Below are 25,538 nucleotides of genomic sequence, written 5' to 3' on the forward strand. Positions count from 1 at the left end.
CATTACCCATCCCTTTCTATTAGCCTAATAACCGATAGTATAGTTGTTTTGCTTTTGGGATTTCATTCGTTCCATGAATAAATACACGGCCATCTTGAAAAATGACCATGCGGTAATCGTCTAGTTGGCAAGATAGCAAATATGGATTTCGATCTACTTTCCCGTGTTTTTTCAATACTTTTTCTAACTCATCAAAGTTGTAATGACTATTATGCGCCGGTCTAATTTGAACTGTATTTCTTCCGCATAAAACAGCTGTCTTCGTTTGATTTTCGTATGATAAATAAGGATAACTTCTATTTGTTCCGCACGATGGACAGTCTTCCGTTTTGATTTTTCCTAGTTTGATAGAATGATGTTGATTACTCCATATATCAAACATTAAAAAAGTTTTTCTAATTGCTGCATAATCTTCTACTAAAATTTTGAATGCTTCTGCCACTTGATAAGCAGCAACGATTTGAACAGCTGGACTAATAATTCCAACTGTGTCACACGTCGCCCCTGTAACAGGAACACTTTTCAACACGCAATGTAAGCACGGTGTTTTCTTCGGAATAATTGTATAGCTCATACCATACGATCCGACACAAGAACCGTAAATCCAAGGAATATTGTGTTTTTGTGATAAGTCATTGATCATGAACCGAATATCGAAATTATCTGTTGCGTCAATTATGAGATCAACACCATCTAATAAAGCTTCCATATTATCTACTCTTGCATCCATTACAAGAGCTTGAATTTGCACGCTTGAATTAATTTGTTTGAGACGATTCTGTGCTGCAATTGCTTTTGGCAACTTTTCTATCGCATCTTGTTCGGCGTAAAGTTGTTGTCGCTGTAAATTACTCCATTCTACGTAATCCCGATCAATAATCGTTAATTTCCCGATACCTGCACGTACGAAGCTTTCTGCACTTGCACTTCCTAACGCACCTGCCCCTATTATTAAAACATGCTTATTTCTAATCATTTCCTGCCCTTTACTTCCAATAGGAGTGAACAACTGTTGTCGTGAATACCGCTCTATCATGAGGCAGCCTTCCTTTCATATACTGTTATTTTTTCAAGACATCTTTCTCAATAGTGCTTTGTTTCTGATAACAAGAAAAATAAGCGAATCCAACAAATCCAGCTCCACCAATTACATTTCCGATAAAGACTGGAACAAAGTTTTTCGCAAGATCCATCCACGTAAGATGCCCGGCAAAAATAACTGCTGAAATGACGAACATATTCGCTACTACTTGCTGAAATCCAATTACGACAAAGGCCATAATCGGAATCCAAATTCCAACAATCTTTCCGATCAAATCGGTTGTTCCGTAAGCTAACCAAATCGCCAGGCATACGAGCCAATTACAACCAATCGCTAAAATTAATGTTCTCCCGAAAGATTCATGTAACTTATCTTGAGCTATCGCTATCGTTTTATTTAAATACGCACCCTCAGTTAGCCCGCCAAGATGACCGAAACAATACGCTACGAAAAGTGCACCTACAAAGTTAGTTAAAGTGATCCAAGCCCAATTGTTTAACACATGTTTCAATGAAATTTTCCGTGCATAAAGTGCCATAGACATTGACATCATATTTCCTGTAATTAATTCTCCTCCTGCTAACACAACGAGCATAAGTCCGATAGGAAAAACCGCTCCTCCTATAAAATTGACTAAACTTCCCCATTGCTCCGGTACATTACCGAGAACACGAATATTAAGTAAAAATCCTAACGAAATGAATGCTCCTCCTAAAAAGCCAAGAATAAGCATTGCGGATAACGGTTGCCTTACCTTTTGAACACCGGATTCAATCACAAGCGCAGCGATTTGTTCCGGTTTATGAAATGCCATAATCGTTTCCTCCATTTTTCTTAATTAAAAAAAGCAACTTCAAAAACCCTTAAAAAATTAAGGATTTTTGAATGCTGCTTAATTTCTCTGCATGTCTCTTACAGAAATATCAATCATCATTTTTACTATAATCATAGAAAACCTGCAAAACTTGCAAGCTTTCCATTATTTCCTGTAACAAAAAGAGGCTACGAACAACCTTCTTTCATAGTGATTTCTCAACCACCAATATGGGACATTTCAATTTTCGGCATTGTTTTGTTACTTGTATTCGTTAACCGTTCTTCTGAATAGCGATCGGAACGATTATTCCAAATGTCACGAATAATATCGGTAATTTCCTCATCCGTATATCCAGTACGAAGTAATTCTTTAAGATCGTTTCCTTTAGAAGTAAACAAACAAGTATATAATTTTCCTTCTGCGGAGATACGAGCTCTTGTACATGATGAACAGAACGAATCCGTTACAGATGAAATTATTCCTATTTCTTCATCACTACCGATATATCGATAACGTGTCGCAACTTCACCAGGATAATTCGCTTCCATTTTTTCAAGCGGCATCACTTTATGAATCATTTCTAATATTTCTTGCTTAGAAACTACTTCGCCTAATTCCCAGCCGTTATAATTACCGACATCCATATATTCAATAAATCGTAAAATATGCTTATTTTCTTTAAAGTACTCTGCCATCTGAACGATGTCTTGCTCATTTTTCCCTTTTTGAACAACCATGTTCATTTTAATTTTCATTCCGACTTCCGCTGCAGCCTGTATTCCTGCAAGAACCGTTTTCACTTTACTTCTATTCCCATTTAAATAAGAGAAGCGCTCTTCATTTAATGAGTCTAAACTAACTGTCACACGAGATAAACCCGCCTTATATAAATCTGGAGCGAATTTTTTAAGTAATGATCCATTTGTCGTTAAACCAATATCCTCTACGCCATCAATTTCGTTTAACCGCTGTATGAGTTTTGGTAGGTCTTTTCGAAGTAAAGGCTCTCCCCCAGTAATACGTAACTTTCTTACACCTAAAGAAACGAAAATACGTGTAATCCTTTCAATTTCATCAAAAGATAAAATTTTATCATTAGACAAAAAAGAATAATCACGACCAAATATCTCTTCTGGCATACAATATCGACAGCGAAAATTACAGCGATCGGTAACAGAAATACGTAAATCCTTTAAAGGACGATCTAATTTGTCTAATGTGACAGATTTCATGATTATTGCCTCGTTTCTACTTATTTTATATTTACAATCCGCTCTGGATGCGTATATACATTTAAAGATTTATTACGAATGAAGCCTAATGTAGTAATCCCTAACTGCTCCGCTAGCTCAAGTGCTAACTCAGTTGGAGCTGATTTTGACAATATTAATTCACAGCCAATTTTCGCAACTTTTAATAGAATTTCAGAAGAGATACGTCCACTAAAAACAATAATTTTATCGCCAATCGAAATGTTATTTTTTAAACAATAACCGTAAATTTTATCTAAAGCGTTATGTCTTCCGATGTCCATGCGACTTAAAACAATTCCACTCACATCACATAAAGCTGCATTATGGACACCGCCTGTATGTTGAAAAGTGGCTGCAGATTGCTGCATATCATTCATTAACCGAAAGCAATCCTCAGCAGAGATCTTTACGCGAATATCATTCATTTCTTTCGCAGTCAGCGCATCATTTGCAAACACAAACCCTTGCCTACTCATTCCACAGCACGAAGTAATATAACGTTTGTTTTGCATGTCACGATAATAAGGATTGATTTTCGTCGTTTTCACATGAACATACCCTTCTTTTTCCTGTACCCATATTTCATCAATATCTTCATACTTTCGGATAATGCCTTCAGATGCTAGAAAGCCTATTACCATGTCTTCAATATACTCTGGAGTACTAACCATTGTAACAAATTCCTGGCCGTTAATTTTAACCGTAACAGGAAACTCTGTTACAATGCTGTCCTCTATATATTTAAATTCGCCTTGCTCATATTTAAAAATTCCCCGTTCCACCTGAATCGATTTCACGATGAGTATCCTTCTCTCACGTTATATTTTTATCAAAGACAAACACTGAAACTGCAATATCTTCATCTACTTTCATATCAGAAAACAGATGAACTAACTTCGCACCAACAAGTTCTTCTAAATGTTCATGAGGATTAGCCGCATACACTTCTTGAATCATTTTCGTTCGGGCCATATGAACCATTTCCGCTCCATCCATAGTTCCCGAAATGAATTTCTCTGTAGGTGTCAAATTCCCATAAAGTGTAGCAATCGCCATGTTTTCGGTAAATACAGTATGAATTCGTTCCGGCCCTTTCCCAAATAACTCTTTTCGAAGCTTTCGGATCATATCATTAAATTCATGTACCATTTTTGACATACTCTCATTCCTCCCCTGTTCCTTACCAATAACTTATCACATATTCTTTCATCATAACTATTTTAACAACACAACCTTTTCGTCTAAACTATTCACGAAAATAATAAGACGAAAAGGTTCATTTTTAAAAATCACTTCAACATGCATACAACGTATGAAATACTATTATTGTTGCTTACCTACTCTTCTTTTAATCCTTTACCCATACCTTTTAAGAAATGAAGCCCGAATCCGATAGCACGGTTAATATCTGGATCCTTTAGTACTTTCATAAGATCGAATACACCAACCTTTTTATTACTTTGCAGATGCTCATTACCTTCTTCCAGCCCTACTAATAAACTACCTATAAGCTTTTTCGTAAGTTCTGGGTCAAGTTCTGTTAAAGCACCTGCAGCGCCCATCATATTATTAATTAAATTTGTAACAGGTTCACGAGTAACTTGACCGAGAATAATTTTTGCGATTGGTTCTTTCGCTTTCAACATTGAGTTTGCCGCTTCCAGCATCCCAATGTCATTCAGTTCACCTACTATATTAAACATTTGATTTAACGCTGCTTCATTATTCGTTAACAGTTCTTTTAAATCTTCGAGTTTTTGTTGTTTTATTTCTTCCTCAGTTAGCTCCTGCTTCTGAATCGCTTGAATAGGTGCTGCCATCTTCTTTTCTCCTCCCTATTTATCTGTTAAGTGTACGTACCCTGGACGAGCCCACTTACGATTTACCTCAATACCTTTTTGAGGATGGCGCTTTTTATTACGTGGATTCGTTTTCGACATCGGATTTTCACCTTCTACTTCTAACACTTCCATAAGTACTTTCGTTTGTTTATATGCAGGCGTATTCGTACGTTGATCGACAGCGGGACCTGTTAAGAAATTAATCGCTGTTTCGTTATCTGTCGAGTTCATCGGTAAATACAGCTCATTCGCTTTTACACGATCCGTTACAAGTGCACGTAATTTAAGTGCTCCAAAAGGAGATACAAGGCGTACTAATGAACCTGTTTTCACTCCGCGTTCTTTTGCAAGTTCTGAAGAGATTTCAACGAAAACACCCGGAACTTTCGATTGAATACCATTTGATTTATTCGTCATATTACCTTCATGGAAATGTTCCAGCATACGACCATTATTAATATGGAGATTGTATTCTGCTGGGAATTCAGCAGGACGTACCCAATCAGCAATTGCAAAACGAGCTTTTTTGTCTGGGAAGTTAAATCCATCTTTGAAAAGAAGCGGCGTATTCGTTCCATCAAAACTTCCCCAATGGAAACTGTTCCACCCTTCAAGCACTTCATAGTTTGCATGTGCAAATAATGGTGATAAACTTGCCATTTCAGCAAAGATTTCACTTGGGTGATTATAATTCCAGTTTGCACCTAATTTATTGGCAATCTGCTGTACAATCCACCAGTCTGGTTTCGCATCATCTAACGTCGGCAATACTTGATATAATCTTTGTACACGACGCTCAGTATTTGTAAACGTACCTTCTTTTTCAAGAGATGGTGCTGCCGGTAATACAACATCAGCGTATTGAGCCGTTTTAGAAAGGAACACATCTTGAACGACAAAGAATTCAAGACTTGATAACACTTCATGCACATGATTTGCGTTCGAGTCTACAAGAGCCATATCTTCCCCAACAAGATACATTGCTTTCATTTTTCCTTCTTCAATTGTATGAAGCATTTCAATGTTATTCAGACCTGGTTTGTTATCAATTTTTACTCCGTAAGCTATTTCAAATTTCGTACGTTCTATGTCGTCAGTAACGTGCTGATATCCCGGAAGCCAACCTGGGAGGGTTCCCATATCACAAGCACCTTGTACGTTGTTATGACCACGAAGTGGATATGCACCAGCACCTGGGCGACGATAATTTCCTGTTGCAAGAAGTAAGTTTGAAATCGCAGCAGAAGTATCTGAACCACCAGTATTTTGCGTTACACCCATTCCCCAAAGAATACACGTACCATCTGCATCACGAATCATTTCTGCCATTGTAACGAGCGTTTCTTTTGAAATGCCTGTAATCTCTTCTGCATATTCAAGCGTATATTCCGCGAGACTATCTTTGAAATCATCAAAGAAGTTTACATTCTCATCGATGAACTGCTGATCATGCCAACCTTGATCAATCATATATTTCGTAACAGCCATTAACCATACTTGGTCTGTTCCTTGCTTTGGACTAATAAAGATATCTGAACGCTCTGCCATTTCAGTTTTACGAAGATCTGCAACAATTAGTTTTTGACCGTGAAGCTTATGCGCACGTTTCACACGAGTCGCTAATACTGGGTGACCTTCTGTTGGATTACAACCGACGATAATAACAAGACCCGATTGCGCAATATCTTTAATCGTTCCTGCATCTCCGCCCATACCAATTGTACGGAATAATCCATCTGTCGCTGGCGATTGACAATAGCGTGAGCAGTTATCAATGTTATTCGTTTCAAACACTTGACGCGCTAATTTTTGAATAACATAATTATCTTCATTCGTAATTTTAGAAGAAGAAATAAAGCCGATAGAACCTTTACCGTGCTCTTCTTTAATAGAGCCCATTTTATTCGCCACTACATCAAGCGCTTCTTCCCAAGTTGATTCAATGAACACTCCATTTTTACGGATTAAAGGTTTCGTAAGTCGTTTTTCAGAATTAACGAAATCCCAACCGAATTTTCCTTTTACACAAGTAGAAATTGCATTAACTGGCGCCTCAGAAGTTGGTTGCACCTTTAAAATTTTGCGCCCTTTCGTCCATACTTCAAATGAACAACCTACACCACAAAACGTGCATACTGTTTTCGTCTTCTTCGTACGAGTGTCGCGCATCGCAGCTTCTACTTCTGACACAGCGAAAATACCACTATATCCAGGTTCAACCTCTTTAATAAGATCAACCATAGGCCCCATAATGTCAGGTTTTAACCCTGTCATAAATCCAGCTTCACCGAGCATCGATTTCTCCATTAATGCATTACAAGGACAAATTGTTACACATTGACCGCAGCTTACACATGAAGAATCATTAATATCTACTCCTTCGTCCCAAATGACACGCGGGCGCTCTGCCTCCCAATCAATAGATAACGTTTCATTTACTTGTAAGTTTTGACACACCTCTACGCATTGACCACACGCGATACATTGATTCGGGTCATAGCGGTAAAATGGATGGGACATATCAACTTCGCCTGCATCAACTTTTGGTTCGTAAGGATATTTTTGATGCTCAATTTCCATTAATTCGGCCGTATTATGCAATTTACAATTCCCGTTATTGTTGTCACATACTGTACAGTAAAGCAAATGATTTTCCAATAAACGGTCCATCGCCTCATGTTGCGCTGCCTTCGCACTAATAGAAGATAATTCGATATTCATACCGTCCGTCACTACTGTAGAACACGATCGTACTAACTTTCCATTCACTTCTACAATACAAGTATCACACGTTTGAATAGGATCCACTTCTGGCACGTAACAAATTTGTGGATGTTCAATTTCGTTCTCATTAATAATGCCCAGTATAGTTGAACCAGGCTCAGCACTATATTCTTTGCCGTCAATTGTAATATGAACCATGCTGTCGTTCATGGTTACTCCCCCTTTTTGAGAATAAAAAAACTCCACCACGAAAATATACGCACCACACTTTTGGCACGTTATCATCATGGTGGAGTAGTTTATTAGCACATCTTGCTAAAATACCAATCCATTTATTCATAAATAAAATGATAGATTCATAACAGGTCATATCACGATTCCATCTTTAACACTATAATTATAGCGTTAAATCGGAAAACACACAATATAATTATCAATAAAAAGGACAAAGCACATAATGCTCTGACCTTTTTATTACCTTTCAGGATTATTTTTGGCTGAATTATTTCCCGGTGCAAACCAACCAATTAGTGCGATAGCAACTAATACTCCATAGAAGATTAAAGTCCACGTTGTACTGTGCGGAAAATCATGGTCTAAAATACCAATATCCTCATGGGCCAGTGTAATTACAGCTAATTTGACACCAACCCAAGCAACAATCGCATATGCTGTTGTTTCCAATGCTGGCCGTTTCTCAAGTAATTGTACAAACCAAGTTGCCGCAAATTTAATTAAAATAAGTCCAGCAATCCCACCAAGAAGTACAACAATGAACTGTCCTCCATCCATACCTCCGAAATCGTCAAGCGGTGAATCCGGAAGCCCCAAAGCAAGAGCAACTGCGGCTAATATTGAATCAATCGCGAAAGCAAGGTCAGCTAATGCAATTTTACCTACTGTGAACCAGTAGCTTTTACCTGCGGCTTCCTTTTCATCTTCCTCATGAATATTTTGATTGTCTTTTCCAAATTGCGCCTGAATGACATGCTTCAATCCTAAATAAAGAAGATAGGCGGCGCCTATTGCTTGTATTTGCCAAACATTTGCAATAAATGAAATCGCAAATAGGGCTGCAAATCGAAAAACAAAGGCCATAATGATTCCGTAATTTATAGCTTTTTTTTTCTCTTCTTCAGGTAAATGTTTCGCAATAACCGCTAGGACAAGAGCATTGTCAGCCGATAACAAGCCTTCTAATCCAATTAGAATTAATAATGCCCAAGCGTACTCTAGCCATATTGACTCCATCCGCTTCTCTCCTTTCTAAAACAAAAATGAGGTAAAGACTTTGCTAACAATAGAATTTCCTATTAGGCAAAATCAAATCCTAAAAATGGCGGCTACAATATTTTAACAGTTACTTTACTGTCCCCTATTTGTTATAATTTCAACAAAAAAAGAGATAGATTGTGCTTTTCATCCGTATCAAAACCGCAAACTAATGATATGACCTCTTTTTCCAAGTCACATCCATATCTGGTTTATTGTTGACCACACATCATTTATTTCAGTTTCACTACCAATGTTTTTACAAAACACATATTTTTTAGAACATTTTCATACAAAACAAAAGGGAAATACATAGTGTATATGTATTTCCCTTTTGTTTTGTACCCATTTTTATTATGATATAGTCATAAGATCGCTACTATCAACCACAATTTTCATTTTTCATTTTTCCGTCTTGAGCGTTATATAATCCCAGCTTATGTAAATCTTGTTTGCACTCTTTTACGAAGAAAGGCAACGTACGAATTTGATCGATATCAGAGCTCGCAATGAAATGAATTAAATGGTGCGTCATTTCTTTAATATCATGTACAAGGTCTTCCTTCTCTCTTTTCAACCTTTCATTTTCAGTTCGTAATGAATGTACCTCACCTTCAAGACCTCGAGCATTCTTTTCTTCTTTCGAACGCTCTGCAGCCATACTAGAAAGCTTATAGATTCCCTCCATAAACTGATGTAATTCATATTCTTTCTTTTCACGGGATTGACTAATTGTCTCAAAATTATCAACAATACCAGATATAACAGTTACGAGATTCTTTTCGTCCTCTTCACTTTGGAAATCTTCTTTTACTTCCTGTTTTCTTTCTTGTTTCGTCTCAACAACGGTAGCCTTTACAGGTGTATATTTGCGTTTTCGACCCGGCTTCTGTTTTTCAATATTTTCAAACGGGATTTCTTGTTTTTTTAATTTATAATACGTATTCTGTAATTGACTTTCTGTTTTTGGAAATAAATTCAGTTCATTTTTACTAACATATTTTGAAATATTTGCGATATTTAAGCCTTGCCGCTGACAAAATTGATATACTTCATACAGTAATTCTAGTTCAGACTTTAACCATGTAATTCCTGATTTTTCATATACTCGCATACCGCCATTTTTTTCTATATCTATTTGAAATAATACCATTTTATTATATAAATCGATTAGCTCTTCATACTTTACTCGGAATTGTTTCTCTATTTTTTTAAATTCCGCCTCTAATTTCATATTGTTCGTTTTATTATTTGACATGTTTTGTAAAAGTTTTAATACATTGATTGCTGTGTGGTGATACATACTCTGTGTCACTCCCCCTCATCCTTTCACAATTCTCATCTGACTCCCATGTCTTTTAAGAAAATAGCAATTTTTACATATCCATATTATAGCATTTCGAAATTGTCTGTCAAATAATTAACATACTAAAAAGTATATAGAGTATATAAAAATAGAATAGATTTTTAAGTAAATCATACAAAATCTAACACGATGTTATATCGATAAAATTCATTCAATTCTATTATATGGTATTCCTAATATAATTTCACCGAAATTTTTTGCGCTATCGCGAAATATTACTAACACACTCCAGAGATACACTCTCTTATATTTTCAAATAAAGAAATCCTACCACTTATTAATTAAACCAATCAATAATCCCTAAATAAGAACAGCTAAATCCTTGAAAGAGAGTATTGTCATAAACACTCTAGAGACGTTTGATTTTTTATACCTGTACATACTAAAAAGAAACTAGCCAGTACTATACGGCTAGTTCCTCTTTTCAGCTAAAAATGTATTTTACGCCGACTCTTCCAACTAAAAAACGCTTTTCAAAACCTTTTACAACACTAGCTGATCAACTAAACCAATTAACTCTTGAATATCTGGCTTACTCACTTGAGCATCCGCCCCAACTGTCTCACCTTTATAGAATAATTCGTTTGTAATTAACGAAGAGAAAATAATAACTGGTAATTGCTTCATTACTTCACTATCTTTAATTATTTTCGTTAAATGATGTCCATCCATTTTTGGCATTTCAATATCTGTAATAAGCAGATGAATATGTTCAAACATTTTTTCATCTTGCTCTTTTGCTAGTTTTTCAATTTGTGCTAATGCTTCTGCACCATTACTGAAGAAATTCATTTTCGTATATCCAGCTGTTGATAATGTTTCTTCTAATATTTGGCGAAGCATCGCTGAATCTTCCGCAATATAAATAACTTTTTCAGCTCGATCTGTTTTTTGTTCTAATCCTGAAAGTGTTTTATTCTCATAACCTTTGTTACTAATTTCGCAAACAATTTTCTCATAATCTAACAATAAGATGATTTTCCCATCTAGTTTTACAATTCCTGACGTCGTTTGTTCTAGTCCCATAGATAATGAAGCTGGTTCATCAATTTGTTCCCAAGAAATACGTTGAATTCGATGCACTTCATCAACACGGAAAATAACTTTCATTTGGTTTAATTCCGAAATGATAAATTTCGTTTGATCAAGTGGCTTTGTAGATCTTAAATTAAGGGCTGTCGCTAAATTAATAACAGGTAAAATTTCACCGCGTACTTGAACAACACCTTCAACTGCATGATGAGATTCCGGCACAGTTGTAACAGGGAATGGATTAATAATTTCACGCACTTTCATTACATTGATGCTAAATAAATTTTCACCAACAGTATAAGTTACGATTTCTAATTCGTTTGTTCCACTTTCTAATAAAATACTTTGTGCTTGTGACATAAAAGTGTCGCTCCCTTTCCATTAATTCTGTATATCTATTTATTAATCTTTATTAAACCTCAAAAGTCAATTATCTATATAAAAAATATATATAATTGAGTGAGCTTACAGTTTAAAAATAATAAAAACAGTGGTAAAGCTTAATCTTGTATAAACGAAGCAAGTGCCTCTAATAACACTTCTTGCGCTCCTACAATTTCTGTTGGCATCGCTTCCCATTTTTTCGAAAGCTCTATTTCCACTCTCACTCTAAGCTCTGGATTCATTTCTCCTAGCACATAATCCTTTGTCGCTATATCAACATCAAGGAGTGCAAGTGCATATAATTCCGGATCGTTTATTTTTTTAAATAATTGTTTCAATACCGCCGGTGCTATATGTTTTAATTTTTCAATATGAATTTCCTTATCCGAAAATAGTAACTCATATTGAATAAACGTAACATTTTCTTTAATCACTTTAAAATAGCAATTATTCTTTTTATCATTTGCAAAATAACCGTTCGGATCTGCAATAATACCCTCTACTTTACGAATTAAATCTGGCAAACTCCTCGCCGTCATTATAGTCCGCTGCTCAACCTCACTCGGCGAAATGAATGTAACGCGATACTTATTCTGCGCCATCCTCCTCACCTCTCCTTTTATATAAACTTAGTCTAATTGTACAATATAACACAACTATCTTAAATTAATCTAAATAATCTATTTCAAATCACTACTTATAGACCCTATCTTCAAAGAGAGAAGAGGCACCACCACAATTGACTTTCGGCCTTCTCAACTAACCTATCTCATTCATGGCTCATCGCCTCTTCAACTATCTTAGAACCACTCCGTATCTCTCGTTTTACAACATGCGAGCCACTCATAGACACTAACCGCTACTAAACATCGCTGGGCCTTCTCTCAAAACCTAAAAAAAGCGTTTAAGAACTTTTATGCCCCTTTCAACAACTCAATGTTATTAAACCAAAAAGCAAGCTGCTGATCCGTAATATCCGGCAACATAACGAAAAACTCACGGCACTTCATCTCATCTTTAAACAGTTGATACTTCCAAGCGCCTTCACTACCAATACTTACGAAATAAAACTCGTGTATACGGCCAATGATTACTTGTTTTTCACCAAACAAATATGGGGGCACTTGTTTGATTTCAAATTGATCTGGTAAATATACATGCTCTTCTCGTTCTATTTTTAACACTTGCTCAGCAAGCTCACGTTTATTTTCGAAAAAAGGCAATTGTAAAATTCGCTCTTGTCTTGTCATACGAATATAAAACCCTTTCTACTACATTACAATTTTTCTTTACTATTTATTATCGGATTAAGTTTACAACTTCATTTAATACTTCATCTGAAATTTTAATTACTTTCGCATTTCCTTGGAAACCACGTTGGTATAACATTAAATCAACAAATTCTATAGATAAATCTACGTTTGCACCTTCTTGTGCACCACCACGTACTTTTCCTGCACCATTTTGACCAGATACACCTAGTGCTAAAATACCAGTTGTATTTGTCGCTGTAAAGTTACCATTACCAGTTTTCATTAGGCCGCCTTCATTCGGGAGCATCCCAACAGCTAATTGACCTGCCGCTTTCATACTTCCATCAGAATATTTTACCATCACATATCCACCGTCAGCAATAAAACAATCTTTAACAGTTGCCGCTGGTCTACCATCTACGTTTGTTACTGCTATTGTTTTCTCTGTCGGGTGGTTTGTTAATTTACTAAAATCTATTTTTACTGTTCCACCATTAAATGGAATATTCGCTTCAGGATTTACTGGATCTGGCTTCCCTACTGCATCGAATGTCACATTACCACCTGCGCCTTGAATCTCTGTAAACTCAGTTTCTTTTTTCGAGTCATTGCGCATCTTTACTGTATATTTGTAATTATGTTCACCATCTTGTGTAAACTCTACGCGCATTGTCCATGTATTACCAGCATCATCGTATGCAGGCAATTCTTGCGTAATGTGTTTTGCATCAGCTGGAATGTTCCCTCCAACTATACCTTTTGACGTTCGAATACCACCGATTGCTGATCCCATTGGAATTTGTAGTGGTCCTGGGATACCAGATAAGTCAACATTACCAGTTGATGGATCGGCTGGATAAGCGAATACATATTTACCTTCTGTATTCGTAATATAGTAATTCAAGGATATTGTAAAGGTCCCTTTACGTGTAAATTCCATATTTCCAGCTTTTGAATCACCTACAACGAAGAAACCATTACCTTCCATTGCTGCTTGTGCTTTACCACCCGTTAACGTAATTGTACCATCGCTATAATCCGTAACCGTTCCGCTCATTTTCACACCGTTACCGATACTTTTTGGGTTCGTCCCTGCGTATCTATCGTCACCTTTTGCACCAATTGAATTGTTGTACAGTAAATCATCAAACATTGCTTTTTGTTTTTTATAACCAACTGTTTGTGCATTGGCAATATTATTTGAAGTTACACTTAATGCATTTTGTGTTGCATTCATTCCTGTAATACTTGTATATAACGCTTTAATCATAATGCATGGACACTCCCTTATGAATTTGTTGTTTTTACTTCTTCAGTTATTTTTTGATCATCTTTCTTTACATCTTCTGGATTCGTTTCTCCAATCGGTTTATCAGATACTCTTTCAACGAAACGAAGAGATACAACTTTATTATCAATAACAAGCTGTACATCGTTATTTTCTGCAAGGCGAACTGTCTCTACTTGACCAGTCACTTTGTTCCCTTCACCGTCAATACCCCTTACATACTTTCCTAAAAACTTCATTCCGCCATCAAGTGCTGTCGAATACATCGTCGTTCTTAAAGAGTCAACTGCCTTTGTCATATTTTGCACTTGTTCCATAAGAGATAACTGCGCTGTTTGGTTCATCATTTGATTCATATCCATCGCATTGAATGGATCTTGATGCTGAAAACTCGCTAAAAACAATTTTAGAAAATCATCTTTCTCCATTGCACCGGGAGTTTTTTGAGTACTTGCTGATACTCCGTTTGTTTGCCCTACTGGCGACTGTACACCGTTAACAGGTGCGTTGCTTTTTTGCGCTCCCGCCTGTAACGGAATATGATTTGTACTCGTTGTATTTAATCCCACTGTTGGCACGCTTTATTCCTCCAATAATCCAGCAAATTCTTTCGATTCTTGTTTCTCTTGTTTCGTACTTGCTAGTTTTTGCTTTTGTCTTTGCTCTTGTTCTCGTTGTTCTTTATGATGCTCATCTTTTTCTGAATAACTAATTTGAATATTAATTTCTTTTTCTTTTAACTTTAGCTTCAATTCGTCAAAAATCATTTCAACACGTTTTTTCGCATCGTGTTTTTCCATTTCTACATGGACATCAATTTGATCTCCATGCTTTTTCATAAATACAGTTAATGTACCAAGCTTCTCTGGATTTAGCTGGAATAAAACACGTTCTTGTTTCACTACAAACTTTTGCAGAGCTTCTACTTGTTCTTCCATCTTCTTGCCTAAGTCAGGTAATGTAAACTTCTCAGCTCCACTATTTTGTTTTCCTATTTGGCCAGTACCCGTTGCTTTATTTAATAACTCAGCTCCGGTCGAATTTGAGTCATTTAACTGATCGGATTTTGGTAACTCTACTTTCACATCATCACTCTCTGCTTTCGAGGGGTCTACTTCCTTAGACCCCTCTTGTTTCTTTGCAATATTACAAGTTTCTGATTCTACGACTTTTAATACTTGCAATGTCTGCTCTGGCATCGTCACCTTGTTTAACGCCATTTGCATTGTTTCTTCTAAATATATGATATTTTTAATATTAATGTTCGAAAGGATTTCTTGTAATTGTTGTAATTCAGCTGTAGACAATTCGTTCAGTTTAATATTTCCGTATTCTTTATATAATTCTTGTATTTTTTGCATGTATTGATATAACGATTCTGGCTGCACACGCAATTGCTCAATTGTAATCATTTGCTCAGATACAGCTAGTAATAATTGTTCTGTCTCTTTTTTTTCTTCTTTCTTTTCAATCGGCTTTTTTTTCGTTACCTTTTTTTTTGCGAGAAGATATTCTTTCTTCTCTTTTTCTGGTGCTTCTTCTCGTTTCGATTTCTCCGTTTTCGGCTGTTTTTTATTTTCAATTCTCATCGCACGATCGAATGAAGGATTTTCATTTTTCGATTGTACTTCTAGCCCTTTGTCTTTTTGCGGAGGTAAACTTTGCTGCACCGGTAATACAAATTGTATCACTACATCCACCTCATCCGTTCATACTCATTTTTAAATCAAGAAGCATTTTTTCTTCTAACTCTTCTTTTACTTTCGCAAGCTTCTTACAATCTTCTTGATACATTTCATCAATGACACGTTCTTTTTCTTTTATTTTCTCTAAAAGGCTTTCATTTTTTTGAATAAAACCTTCTGTTTTTTTAATTTTCCGATTCCATTCTTCTATTCTTTCAGGTGAAAATGTATGTGAAGACAGCATACCTACCATAATACGTTGCCCAGTTTGTACGACTTTACTACGTGATTTCACAACATGCAAATCATATTCTTTTTTTTGTTCTATTTTTCTTTTTTCAGCTGTTAGTTCGTACACTTCTTTCAAGATTTGTTCTTTCTCTTGATTAATATGCAATTTTATCGTGTCGTACTGCTGTTTATCCACCCTTTTTCATAGCCCCTTCCTATTATAACGTTCCTTTTTTCTATTATATAGTTTTTTCACAAAAAAACTGTGAAATATTAAAAACAAAAAAATAAGACCTCGAAGGGCAAGGTCTTATACAATATGGTGCATTGCTGGGACAACATCTTCAAAATGAAAGCTATCAGCTCGACCTTGCTTTAAAAATATATTTATATCTTCTACTCTATTTTTACATTCAAAAATATAAGTATTTTCTTCATTTTCTTGAATTGTTCCTAATTTAAAATACAATTCATTTTCTTTATAAATAGATAAAATTTTTCTCATTTTATTTGCAAGTTGCCAATGATTCGGCGATACGATTTCTTCCATAATCCTACTTACCGAATCTAATACAGAAATGGCAGGATAATGACTAAGAGTTGCGAGCTCACGTTTTAATACAATATGTCCATCTAAAATACCACGAGCTAAATCTGGTACAGGACCATTTAAATCATCACCATTAACTAACACTGTATAAATACCTGTTATTGATCCTTTTTGTGTTTTTCCGGATCGCTCTAATAACTTTTTCATATAGCTTTCCATTAACAGTGTTTTACCACCGATTGGTAATTCCTTGACTGCAATGTCTACACTTCGGCGAGCGTCGGCAAAACGAGTAACTGAATCCATCATAAGTAATACATTATTTCCTTGGTCTCGGAAATATTCGGCAATCGATGTTGCAAGCTTTGCCGCCCGAAGTTGCATAAGGTGACTTTCATCTGACGTCGCTACAACAACGACGCTTGTTTTCATACCTTCTTCGCCTAATTCTTTTCGTATAAAGTCTTTTACTTCCCGGCCACGTTCACCTACTAAACTAATAACGTTAATATCAGCTTTTGCATTTTTCGCAATCATCCCAAGTAAAGTAGATTTACCAACACCCGATCCAGCAAAAATACCAATCTTTTGTCCGATACCAATCGTTAACATAGAATCAATCGATTTAATTCCCGTTTCAAATACGTCTGTAATTTCTTCACGCTCGAACGCATGAATCGGCGGTGCATCTAATTTTATTTTTTCCACTGGAATATTTTCAGCATCTTCGTTTAACACTTCTCCATTTGCACTTAACACTTTGCCAAGCAAATGATTACCACGGGGTACAACGACATCTTCTGCACTTAATGTAACTGAATCTCCGTAACACACTTTTTCTGTTTGTTCAAATGGGAGTAACATATTGTTTTCTTTTTCAATTGCAATCACTTCACATAAGATACTATGCTCTCCAACGAGACAAACATCTCCAATCTTCGCTTTCGGTCCCTTCGCTACAAAAAACTGCTCTTGTACACTATGAACTTTGCCAACTTTCGTATAAAACGGTGTTTCAATAAACGTATTCCATTTATTATGTTCGTTCATGAACTTTCTATTCATACATTTTGCTCCTCAAACAACTTTTTCTCTTCCCATTTACGACGAAGTTTCGCAAATATTGGTGCAAATTTAAATTCAAAGAACTCTTTCTCTTCCTCCAAAACAAACTCACCAAACTGTAAAGAAAAATCATACTTCCATTCTACTAATTGTAGTAACCAATACTCTTTCGTATTTTCTTTCTCTTCTTGTATACGCTCAAATGTTTCTGGATGAACCGTTATAATTAACTTTTCAAATGAAGCGGGTAATGTTTGAACGATCCCTGTTAATATTGGCAGAACGTCTAATAATCGTGAATCTATCGCTTGATTCACAATTTTTTCTGCTAATTGAAAAGATTGTTCCCATAATAATTCCGTCCATTCGTATGCTATTTCTTGTTGCTCCTTTTGAAACTGCATATGCGCTGCTTCTATCTGTTCCATTTGTTCATGAATATGCATTTGAAACTCTTCTTTAGCCTGTAACAACTGCTGACGTTCGTGTTCTAGCGTTTGCTGCTCTTTCCTTAGATGGTTCATTTCAATATGTAATGCATCATGCTGCGCAAGAAGCTCTGCATGATTCACTTGTATTTCCCCTTCATCATGAACTCGTATTGGTTTTGGAAACTGTAATTCATACGTTTCTTCAGAAAAAGAAACAGAATTCTTCGGAATTCTGTTTTTAAATAAGGACATCATCTTCACCTCTTTGAATGATAATTCTTCCTTCTTTCTCTAGCTTTTTCACTGTACCTGTAATCATTTGCTGCGCTTTTTCAGCATCCGTCATCTTAAGCGGTCCTAAGCCATCTAACTCTTCTAGAATCATCTCTTTACGGTTTGAAGACATACATGTAAATAATTTCTCTTTAATTTCTTCTTTTGCAATTTTAATTGCTTTCGCAATAACACCATTATCTGTAATCTCTTCTAACACACGGCGAATCGCAAGATCTTCAAGACCGAGTAAGTCTTCAAAAACAAACATATTTTCTTTAATTTTCTCAGATAATTCATAATCGACTTCATCAAGCTTTTGAAAAACTGTTTTTTCAACGCCTCGTGAAACGTTATTTAAAATGTTCACAATCGTTTTCAAGCCATCTGTTTTGTTAATAGCACTAAATGCCATATTATTTAATTTTGCTTTTAATAACTCACCAATTTGATTAATTAGTTCACCATCTACTTGCTCTAGCTTCGCAATGCCCATTACCGTTTCTACACGTTTATGATCTGGTAATCTCTCAATTAATTGAGATGCTAGTTGCGGCTTAATATAAGAAGCAATAATTGCTATCGTTTGTGGCGATTCATCATTAAGCACTGTAAGAAGTGGCTCTAAATCTGTTAGTGAATTTAAGAATTCAAATGGATTATCTTTTTTGTACCAAAGGTCTTCTAATAATTTTTCCAACTCGTCTTCTGGCATATTTCTAAATATACGACGAATGTATTCTTTATCTGGAGTCACTAAATTCAATTCTTTTACATTTAGTTCATATAGAAACTCACCCAGTACATTTTCTAATGTTTCTGGTTTATGTACACGAAACTTCGCAATTTCACGAAGTAACACTTCTTTTTCCTCAGCCGTCATATATTCAATGACTTTTGCTGCCACCTCTTCGTCTAATGTACGAATGAGAATGGCAGCTTTTTCTTTGGAGGAGATTTCATCTAACATTGTTTTTCCTCCCTTACTATCCGTTTAGCCATTTTTTAATAACTTTTGCCGTACTTTCTACATGCTCTCTCGTAGCTTCCTGCACTTGTTCATCTAATGTAGGTTCTATCGATTTTACTGGCTCTGGTTCTGGTACTATTTTTTCCTCAGGAATTTCCATAATACTTTCACTACTTGCAGCAACTTCCTCTTCTGCTAAGTATTCATCATATTCCTCTTCTTCTTTCTTTTTCTTACGTCTTGCTAAGAAGAACCATAATAGGCCACCAAGCGCTAACAAGCCACCTGTAATTCCACCGAATAACCACCAATTAATACCACTTTCTTCTGGTTTTTTCTCTTTCTCTACTTTCGGTTGATCGAACTGAACAGTTACAACGTTAACTTGACCATTTATAAAGTTGCCGTTCGGGTCAACTTGAAGTCCAGCTGCTGTACCAATTGCTTCTTTAAACGTTGTCATATCAATTCTTCGTTTTACTAACGTATCGTTATCTACCCATACAACAACATTTGTTTTCGTTAGCTCTGGATGTTTCTTGATTGTTTCAACTGTTTTATCTATTTCATAGTTTTCAATTTTGTTACTGTTATTATTCTCATAGACGACCTTACCATCTTGATTATTGTTCGTACCGTAGTTTGGCACTTCACCGTTCGCTGTAATACCAGCACTTTGCTTTGGGTTATCTTGTGCCGTTGAGCGTTCTTCTTGCTCTTGTTTACTACGAAGTACACCTTTATCACCATATTTTTCTGACTGACGTGTAACTTCATCGTAGTTTACAGACACTTTCGTGTTCACTTTATATTCATTTGGTTTAAACATCGTCATTAACGTTGCATCTATATCTTGTTTTAATTTACCTTCAATTTGGTGTTGCATCTCAACTTCTTTTTCATAAGAAGAATTATTAGAATGCACCGCATCTGCTCCTTTTGAGATAACACCTTTTTTGCTATCAATAACACTTACTTCTTCTGCTTTCACACCCGGAACGGCTGCACTAATCATTTGCTGTATACCCGCAACTTGATCGGCTGTTAATAGTTGTCCACGTTTCACACCAACAGTAATTGCGGCTGTTCCCTTTGCCTTCTCTTCATCAAAAATGGTTTCTTTTTCAGGTAATGTAATTTGCACATTTGCCGTTTCAATTGTCGCAAAGTTTCGGACAATATCTTGCTCCAATTGCTTTTTCGTACCGACAAGCTGCTTCATTTTTTTATCTTGCTCGCTTGAACCGAGCGAGCTTTCTAATAGAATTTCCTCACCGCTTTTTGAATTAAACGGTAATCCCATTCCATTCATTTCTTTTCGAATCCATGGAGCATCGTTCTTTTGCACTCGAATCGAACCATCGGCTGCTAATTGATAATCAACACCTAGCTTCGATAATTCTGCTGTAATCTCTTGCTTATCTGCATCATTTAAATTTTGATATACAACAACATATTTATCTGGCAAGGTGAAGTATAAAAGTGCTCCTGTTACAATTGCTAAAAGCGCAGCACCAATGACTAACTTATGCCACGTTTTTAACGATTGGAAAACATTTTTTATCTTTTCCATTTAAACACACCCGTCCATTTTCCTAAATTTGCATATTAATTAGTGACTTATAATTCTCAATAAGATTATCTCGTACAAGAGTAGCCGTTTTCATTTGTGATTCAGCTTTCTTCTGCTGAATTAAAACGTCATGCGTTTCTCCTACCCCTTTTGTCAATAAATCATATACCGCAGTTTGTGTATTGTTTTGCGTTTTATTCATATCTTCCAATAAATCAATAAACCTTTTACCTTCAACTACAGATGTTTGTGAAGTTTTCAGTGCTCCAAATGGCTGTGTATTTAACAATGGTTGGATTTTCATATTTCCCCTCTTCCCTCTTATCCTCGGCCGATTTCTAAATCTTTATCGAGCATTTTTTTATTTGCATTTAATACACTTGTATTTGCTTCATACATTTTTTGAGCAACCATTACATTCGTCATCTCAGCTGTCACATCAATGTTCGGATAACGTACATATCCTTCTTCATTTGCATGTGGATGCGTTGGATCATATACTAGATTTTCATTTCGATCTGTTTCAATACTTTTTATTTTCACTCCGTTAGCAGGAACTCCCTCTAGCATATTTGCAAAATTATTATTTGATTCTAGCACCACACTTCGGCGGTGATACGGCTCTGCGTCTGGTGCTCCCGTCGTATTCCCATTTACGATATTGTTAGAAGTAACTTCCATCCATTTTCTCGCTGTAGTTAGCGCTGAGCCACTTGCATTAATTGCTTGGAACATTGTTGTCTCTCCTTCTACTCTTAACGTCCACGTGCTGCTTGGTTAATTGCGTATTGCGTATTAATCGCATTAATTGAGATACCATATAATTGGTTTGTTTTCATTAAATCTAGCATTTCTGTCGTTACATCCACGCTATTTCCATCTTTATTCGTTTGCATTGATTTCGTTTGGATCTTTGCATATGTATTTTTCATATTTGCTGTCGGTAAGTGCATTTCATTCGTTTGATATAAGTCTGAATTACTCTTTAAATCCGCAGCATTTTTTTTGAATAGTGGATTATTCATATTCATTTGTTCAGCAAATGTTACATCTTGCGCTTTATAGCCCGGTGTATTCGCATTTGCAATATTACTAGAAACAGTATTTCGCTTCGTTACTAAATAATTCATATAATGACTAACATCACTAACTAAGTCCGGCATATTCCACACCCTTCTTTTTTCCATCATACCGCTTACGACATGATCATCCACTGATGGAAGTTTCACTTCATTATTTATTTCCTTATATGTATTTATTAAAATATTACCTATTTTGTACCCTTTCATATTTTATTCCATTTTCCCATTGTTGTCTTTAGAAAAATACAAAAATATATAAAAGAATATAAAAAACTGTATTCACCTAGTAATCTATATAATATTTCGATATAAGAACAATAAAATAACGTTCATTTTTTTAGATTATTGCTATTTTTCCATTACAGTCATAAAGTGAAACCTCAATCAGCGGAACGTCTTTATTCAAACAACAGAATGGATCCCCCTTGTAATAAGAGGAACCCGTTTCCATACTTTACAATTAATATTTACCGTAAAACGAATTAGCTTTCATTCGCCCATCATTTGTCATAATCATTTCTTCCAAAATCTTTTTCTTATCTCGAATATGTTGAGCTGCCTTTATTATTAATGGACTCACTTCCGCTGCAACATCCGCTCGCATCTTTTCATCCAAAGTCACCATCCAGCGATTTAACATAGCACTTTTCTCAGCAAATTCTTCATCTGACACTTGCAATTCACCGATTTCATTAAAACAGCCGACAAACGCTTGATAAATATCATTGTTCATTTTCAAGTGCTCCGCGGTAACCATCTATTAAATCTTGTAACACTTTCACAATCGTATCAATGTCTTTTGCTTCACGCGTTACTTTCATCGTCTGAATTTGAATGCTAATCCAATCGTATAAACCGAATAAACTATCATACAAATCTTCAGTAATCTCAGGATTTAATTGAAGCTTTAGCTCTTCAAAAATACGTTCTAATTTTTCAAGAAGCGTATCTCCTTCTTGGAGTTTAAAAGTATTTAAAAGCTCTTCTAAATTACGAAACTCAACGATACATCTTTCATAAATAAAAATTGTATTTTTAATTGGATTACTCGTCATAATGTCATTTTGCATATAGCGTTGCCATGCTTGCATACGATCACTTCCTTAACTTTCATTAATCATCACTTTTTTGCTTTGTCATTGCTTTAATTGTTTTTAGTTGCTGATCTAACATCGATAACTGTTGTTCTAACTTTGAATATTTATCAATAATGGTCTCTTGTTTTTGTTTATTCAGCTTATCTATTGCATCAATTTTTTTATCTAGCTCTTTTATTTGCCCCTCTATACTTTTTGACCTCTGCCCTATTACACCTTCATCTCCTAAAATACCATCTAGTTTTTTTTCTATCTCATGCCCTAGTCCATTAAAGCCAAAGAAGAACTGTTTTGCAGTTTCTGGATTCTCCTTAAAAGCCTTACTTAGCTTTTCTTCATCGAGAACCATTTTTCCAGTCTTATCGACTTCAATTCCAAATGAAAACATAAATTTATCATCTTGTTTGTGTCTAAATACATTAGCCATAATATTACTAATAGAAAATGCAATATTATTACCTTGCATAGCTCCATTTTCGCCGGCAAATAAATCGAGCGTTGAAACAGCCTTATTATATTGATCTCTCATTTTTTTTATCATATTGATTGATTCTTTAATGTTTGAATCTTCAATCGTAACCTTAATTGGTTCAGTCGTTTCCTTTTCCAAATTAATAGTTAATCCTGGAATTGTATCAATTTTATTAGAGGGACTGCTATCAGTCATACCATTAATTATAAATTCGGCATTTTGAGGCGCTGTTACTTGTTTGGCAATTACATTTTTTCCATCTATCATTTCTGAAGTTACCAATCCAATGTCTTTTAATATTCCACCTTCACCATCAACTAATTTAATTTCTCCATTTTTCCCAGCAGTAGTTGATGTGAAAAACAACTGTCCACCTAATGAATATACAGACACTCCATAATTTCCATTATTCATTTTATTAACAAAATCCTTATATGTCATCTCTTTAGTAAGCTTAACTTCTTTATCGTTAATACGAAATGTAGCATCTTTTCCAATTTCCGAATCCAAGTCGATTATATTTTTAGGATTTTCAGAATCAGATTTATCTATGAGTGTAGTTGTAATCTGATGTCTTTCCGCTACTTTTTTAACATTAATCGTATACGTTCCTGCAATTGCGGAAGCATCCGCTTGAACATTAATAAATCCCTCTTTAGACACCCCCGCTTTCTTCTCATTCCCTTTAAACGCATACATCTCCTTGAATACTTGCATAAAACTACCGAATTCTTTTTTCATACTCGCATATACATTTCGTTCCGTAGCTAAGGTTTGTTTTTGATTATTGTAAGGTGTTTTTTTCATTTCTAAAGCCTGTAATTCTAAATTTACTAGATTAGAGGTATCAATAATATTGTTACCAAGATTCCATATTTGCTGTCTTCCACCTAAATTTGATACTGAAGTTCCCAAATTTTTCACTTCTTTTCTACATATAATCTAAAATACTTGTCTTACTCATTGTACTAACAGCTTTTAATGTTGCCTCATACGTCGCATTTATATAAGCTAAATCTGAAATTGCTACCGCTAAATCTACATCTTCTGTCTCTTTTCTATTTTCTTGAAGAGCTAGATTTTGTTCACTTAATATCGTCTTAAATGTGTCCACTGTATTTAATATTGAACCTACTTCAGTCGTACGATTCAATATATTATCTAGACTTTTTTTATTTTCTCCCATTACAGATTCCAGTGCATCTTGGTCTCCATTTTGCATAACATCTCTTATTTTTGTTAACGTTTTAATTACGGGTTCCAATAAATCTTTTCCATTGCGAAACATTTTGAGTTCATATCCATCATTTAATTTCCAGGTAACGTCATTTTCCCCACCTTGATATGTACCATCTTCTGCAAATGGTGGTTTTGAAGCACTATCTCCACCAAAAATATATCGCCCTTGTTCTTGTTTATTCGCTAAATACACCACTTGTTTTAAAAGCTGATCAATTTCTGCAGCGCTTGCTTTTAGTTCATTAGGACTATTCGTCCCGTTTACCGCTTGCAAAGTTAATTGATCCACTCTCGTTAAAGATTTCACAATACCTTGTAATGTATTTTCCGTTTGACTTAACACATTTCTAGAATCTGCTATATCCTTTTGCATCTGTTCAATATTTGCTAACGAATGTTGAATCGCAAATGATTTACTTGCTGCAAGTGGATCTTCACTCATGAGAAGATTTTTTTTACCGGAAGTTACTTGATTTCGGTGATATTGCTGTTGCACATTCAAATCCATCATCTGATTCTTTGCCCAGTTTGCATTTTGAAACGTCGATACTCTCATCCCTAGCTTCTCCTTTATCTATATTTGACTTGGCAAGGGGAA

General features: G+C 35.4%; 28 protein-coding genes. All 28 read right to left on the reverse strand.

The window, feature by feature from the left end; translation table 11 throughout:
* Positions 1-19 precede the first annotated feature (19 nt).
* Positions 20-1,036, reverse strand: coding sequence for a molybdopterin-synthase adenylyltransferase MoeB (locus ACP6L7_RS03925; protein ID WP_097831626.1), 1,017 nt, complete (start codon positions 1,034-1,036; stop codon positions 20-22).
* 25 nt (positions 1,037-1,061) lie between these two features.
* Complete coding sequence (locus tag ACP6L7_RS03930) at positions 1,062-1,856, reverse strand: formate channel (RefSeq protein WP_097831627.1); 795 nt, start codon at positions 1,854-1,856, stop codon at positions 1,062-1,064.
* Positions 1,857-2,074: 218 nt separating this feature from the next.
* The gene (gene moaA, locus ACP6L7_RS03935) at positions 2,075-3,091 is read right to left on the reverse strand and encodes a GTP 3',8-cyclase MoaA (protein ID WP_097831628.1); all 1,017 of its coding nucleotides are present in this window, start codon (positions 3,089-3,091) and stop codon (positions 2,075-2,077) included.
* A 20-nt stretch (positions 3,092-3,111) separates the two neighbouring features.
* Positions 3,112-3,909 carry a formate dehydrogenase accessory sulfurtransferase FdhD gene (gene fdhD, locus ACP6L7_RS03940; RefSeq protein ID WP_097831629.1) on the reverse strand — a complete coding sequence of 266 codons (798 nt, stop codon included), beginning with the start codon at positions 3,907-3,909 and terminating at the stop codon, positions 3,112-3,114.
* A gap of 16 nt (positions 3,910-3,925) precedes the next feature.
* Entirely contained in the window at positions 3,926-4,270 is a 345-nt protein-coding gene (locus ACP6L7_RS03945) for a Na-translocating system protein MpsC family protein (RefSeq protein ID WP_000041502.1), read from the reverse strand.
* A 179-nt stretch (positions 4,271-4,449) separates the two neighbouring features.
* Entirely contained in the window at positions 4,450-4,932 is a 483-nt protein-coding gene (locus ACP6L7_RS03950) for a helical membrane plugin domain-containing protein (RefSeq protein WP_097831630.1), read from the reverse strand.
* 15 nt (positions 4,933-4,947) lie between these two features.
* Positions 4,948-7,887 carry a formate dehydrogenase subunit alpha gene (gene fdhF / locus ACP6L7_RS03955; RefSeq protein WP_097831631.1) on the reverse strand — a complete coding sequence of 980 codons (2,940 nt, stop codon included), beginning with the start codon at positions 7,885-7,887 and terminating at the stop codon, positions 4,948-4,950.
* Positions 7,856-8,047 (reverse strand): hypothetical protein, encoded by a 192-nt coding sequence (locus ACP6L7_RS03960; protein ID WP_097831632.1) that lies wholly within the window; start codon positions 8,045-8,047, stop codon positions 7,856-7,858. Before ACP6L7_RS03960 ends, fdhF begins: the two co-directional genes overlap by 32 nt.
* Positions 8,048-8,151: 104 nt before the next feature.
* Positions 8,152-8,928, reverse strand: a complete 777-nt coding sequence (locus tag ACP6L7_RS03965; RefSeq protein WP_097831633.1) for a TerC family protein — start codon at positions 8,926-8,928, stop codon at positions 8,152-8,154.
* 403 nt (positions 8,929-9,331) lie between these two features.
* Entirely contained in the window at positions 9,332-10,252 is a 921-nt protein-coding gene (locus ACP6L7_RS03970) for a DNA-binding domain-containing protein (protein ID WP_373605111.1), read from the reverse strand.
* A gap of 546 nt (positions 10,253-10,798) precedes the next feature.
* On the reverse strand, positions 10,799-11,707 hold the full coding sequence (locus ACP6L7_RS03975; RefSeq protein ID WP_097831634.1) for a chemotaxis protein: 909 nt from the start codon (positions 11,705-11,707) through the stop codon (positions 10,799-10,801).
* Positions 11,708-11,847: 140 nt separating this feature from the next.
* Positions 11,848-12,333, reverse strand: coding sequence for a LysR family transcriptional regulator (locus tag ACP6L7_RS03980; RefSeq protein WP_097831635.1), 486 nt, complete (start codon positions 12,331-12,333; stop codon positions 11,848-11,850).
* A 312-nt stretch (positions 12,334-12,645) separates the two neighbouring features.
* Positions 12,646-12,981: a DUF3964 family protein gene (locus ACP6L7_RS03985; protein ID WP_097831636.1), complete on the reverse strand. Its 336-nt coding sequence runs from the start codon at positions 12,979-12,981 to the stop codon at positions 12,646-12,648.
* A gap of 49 nt (positions 12,982-13,030) precedes the next feature.
* Positions 13,031-14,254 (reverse strand): flagellar hook protein FlgE, encoded by a 1,224-nt coding sequence (locus tag ACP6L7_RS03990; protein WP_430528893.1) that lies wholly within the window; start codon positions 14,252-14,254, stop codon positions 13,031-13,033.
* A gap of 17 nt (positions 14,255-14,271) precedes the next feature.
* Positions 14,272-14,850 (reverse strand): flagellar hook assembly protein FlgD, encoded by a 579-nt coding sequence (locus ACP6L7_RS03995; RefSeq protein ID WP_097831638.1) that lies wholly within the window; start codon positions 14,848-14,850, stop codon positions 14,272-14,274.
* Positions 14,851-14,853: 3 nt separating this feature from the next.
* Positions 14,854-15,963 carry a flagellar hook-length control protein FliK gene (locus ACP6L7_RS04000; RefSeq protein WP_170961008.1) on the reverse strand — a complete coding sequence of 370 codons (1,110 nt, stop codon included), beginning with the start codon at positions 15,961-15,963 and terminating at the stop codon, positions 14,854-14,856.
* A gap of 10 nt (positions 15,964-15,973) precedes the next feature.
* The gene (locus ACP6L7_RS04005) at positions 15,974-16,384 is read right to left on the reverse strand and encodes a cytoplasmic protein (protein WP_097831639.1); all 411 of its coding nucleotides are present in this window, start codon (positions 16,382-16,384) and stop codon (positions 15,974-15,976) included.
* 114 nt (positions 16,385-16,498) lie between these two features.
* A complete protein-coding gene (locus ACP6L7_RS04010; protein ID WP_097831640.1) occupies positions 16,499-17,803 on the reverse strand; it encodes a flagellar protein export ATPase FliI in 1,305 nt (434 codons plus the stop codon).
* Positions 17,800-18,486 carry a FliH/SctL family protein gene (locus ACP6L7_RS04015; protein WP_097831641.1) on the reverse strand — a complete coding sequence of 229 codons (687 nt, stop codon included), beginning with the start codon at positions 18,484-18,486 and terminating at the stop codon, positions 17,800-17,802. The genes ACP6L7_RS04010 and ACP6L7_RS04015 overlap by 4 nt, the downstream gene beginning before the upstream one ends.
* Positions 18,473-19,477 (reverse strand): flagellar motor switch protein FliG, encoded by a 1,005-nt coding sequence (gene fliG / locus ACP6L7_RS04020; RefSeq protein WP_097831642.1) that lies wholly within the window; start codon positions 19,475-19,477, stop codon positions 18,473-18,475. Before fliG ends, ACP6L7_RS04015 begins: the two co-directional genes overlap by 14 nt.
* A 16-nt stretch (positions 19,478-19,493) precedes the next feature.
* Positions 19,494-21,050 carry a flagellar basal-body MS-ring/collar protein FliF gene (gene fliF / locus ACP6L7_RS04025; protein ID WP_097831643.1) on the reverse strand — a complete coding sequence of 519 codons (1,557 nt, stop codon included), beginning with the start codon at positions 21,048-21,050 and terminating at the stop codon, positions 19,494-19,496.
* Between the two features lie 22 nt (positions 21,051-21,072).
* On the reverse strand, positions 21,073-21,354 hold the full coding sequence (fliE, locus tag ACP6L7_RS04030) for a flagellar hook-basal body complex protein FliE (protein ID WP_097831644.1): 282 nt from the start codon (positions 21,352-21,354) through the stop codon (positions 21,073-21,075).
* Positions 21,355-21,371: 17 nt separating this feature from the next.
* A complete protein-coding gene (gene flgC, locus ACP6L7_RS04035) occupies positions 21,372-21,785 on the reverse strand; it encodes a flagellar basal body rod protein FlgC (RefSeq protein WP_097831645.1) in 414 nt (137 codons plus the stop codon).
* 20 nt (positions 21,786-21,805) lie between these two features.
* Positions 21,806-22,339 carry a flagellar basal body rod protein FlgB gene (gene flgB / locus ACP6L7_RS04040; protein ID WP_306475213.1) on the reverse strand — a complete coding sequence of 178 codons (534 nt, stop codon included), beginning with the start codon at positions 22,337-22,339 and terminating at the stop codon, positions 21,806-21,808.
* 253 nt (positions 22,340-22,592) lie between these two features.
* Positions 22,593-22,865 carry a flagellar biosynthesis protein FlgG gene (locus ACP6L7_RS04045; RefSeq protein WP_128855214.1) on the reverse strand — a complete coding sequence of 91 codons (273 nt, stop codon included), beginning with the start codon at positions 22,863-22,865 and terminating at the stop codon, positions 22,593-22,595.
* Positions 22,855-23,223 (reverse strand): flagellar export chaperone FliS, encoded by a 369-nt coding sequence (locus ACP6L7_RS04050; RefSeq protein WP_097831648.1) that lies wholly within the window; start codon positions 23,221-23,223, stop codon positions 22,855-22,857. Before ACP6L7_RS04050 ends, ACP6L7_RS04045 begins: the two co-directional genes overlap by 11 nt.
* Positions 23,224-23,245: 22 nt before the next feature.
* The gene (locus ACP6L7_RS04055; RefSeq protein WP_097831649.1) at positions 23,246-24,616 is read right to left on the reverse strand and encodes a flagellar hook-associated protein 2; all 1,371 of its coding nucleotides are present in this window, start codon (positions 24,614-24,616) and stop codon (positions 23,246-23,248) included.
* A 16-nt stretch (positions 24,617-24,632) separates the two neighbouring features.
* The gene (locus tag ACP6L7_RS04060; protein WP_097831650.1) at positions 24,633-25,496 is read right to left on the reverse strand and encodes a flagellar hook-associated protein 3; all 864 of its coding nucleotides are present in this window, start codon (positions 25,494-25,496) and stop codon (positions 24,633-24,635) included.
* Between the last annotated feature and the right edge of the window lie 42 nt (positions 25,497-25,538).

The sequence above is a fragment of the Bacillus silvicola genome (assembly GCF_050524305.1).
Classification (GTDB): Bacteria; Bacillota; Bacilli; order Bacillales; family Bacillaceae_G; genus Bacillus_A; species Bacillus_A cereus_AT.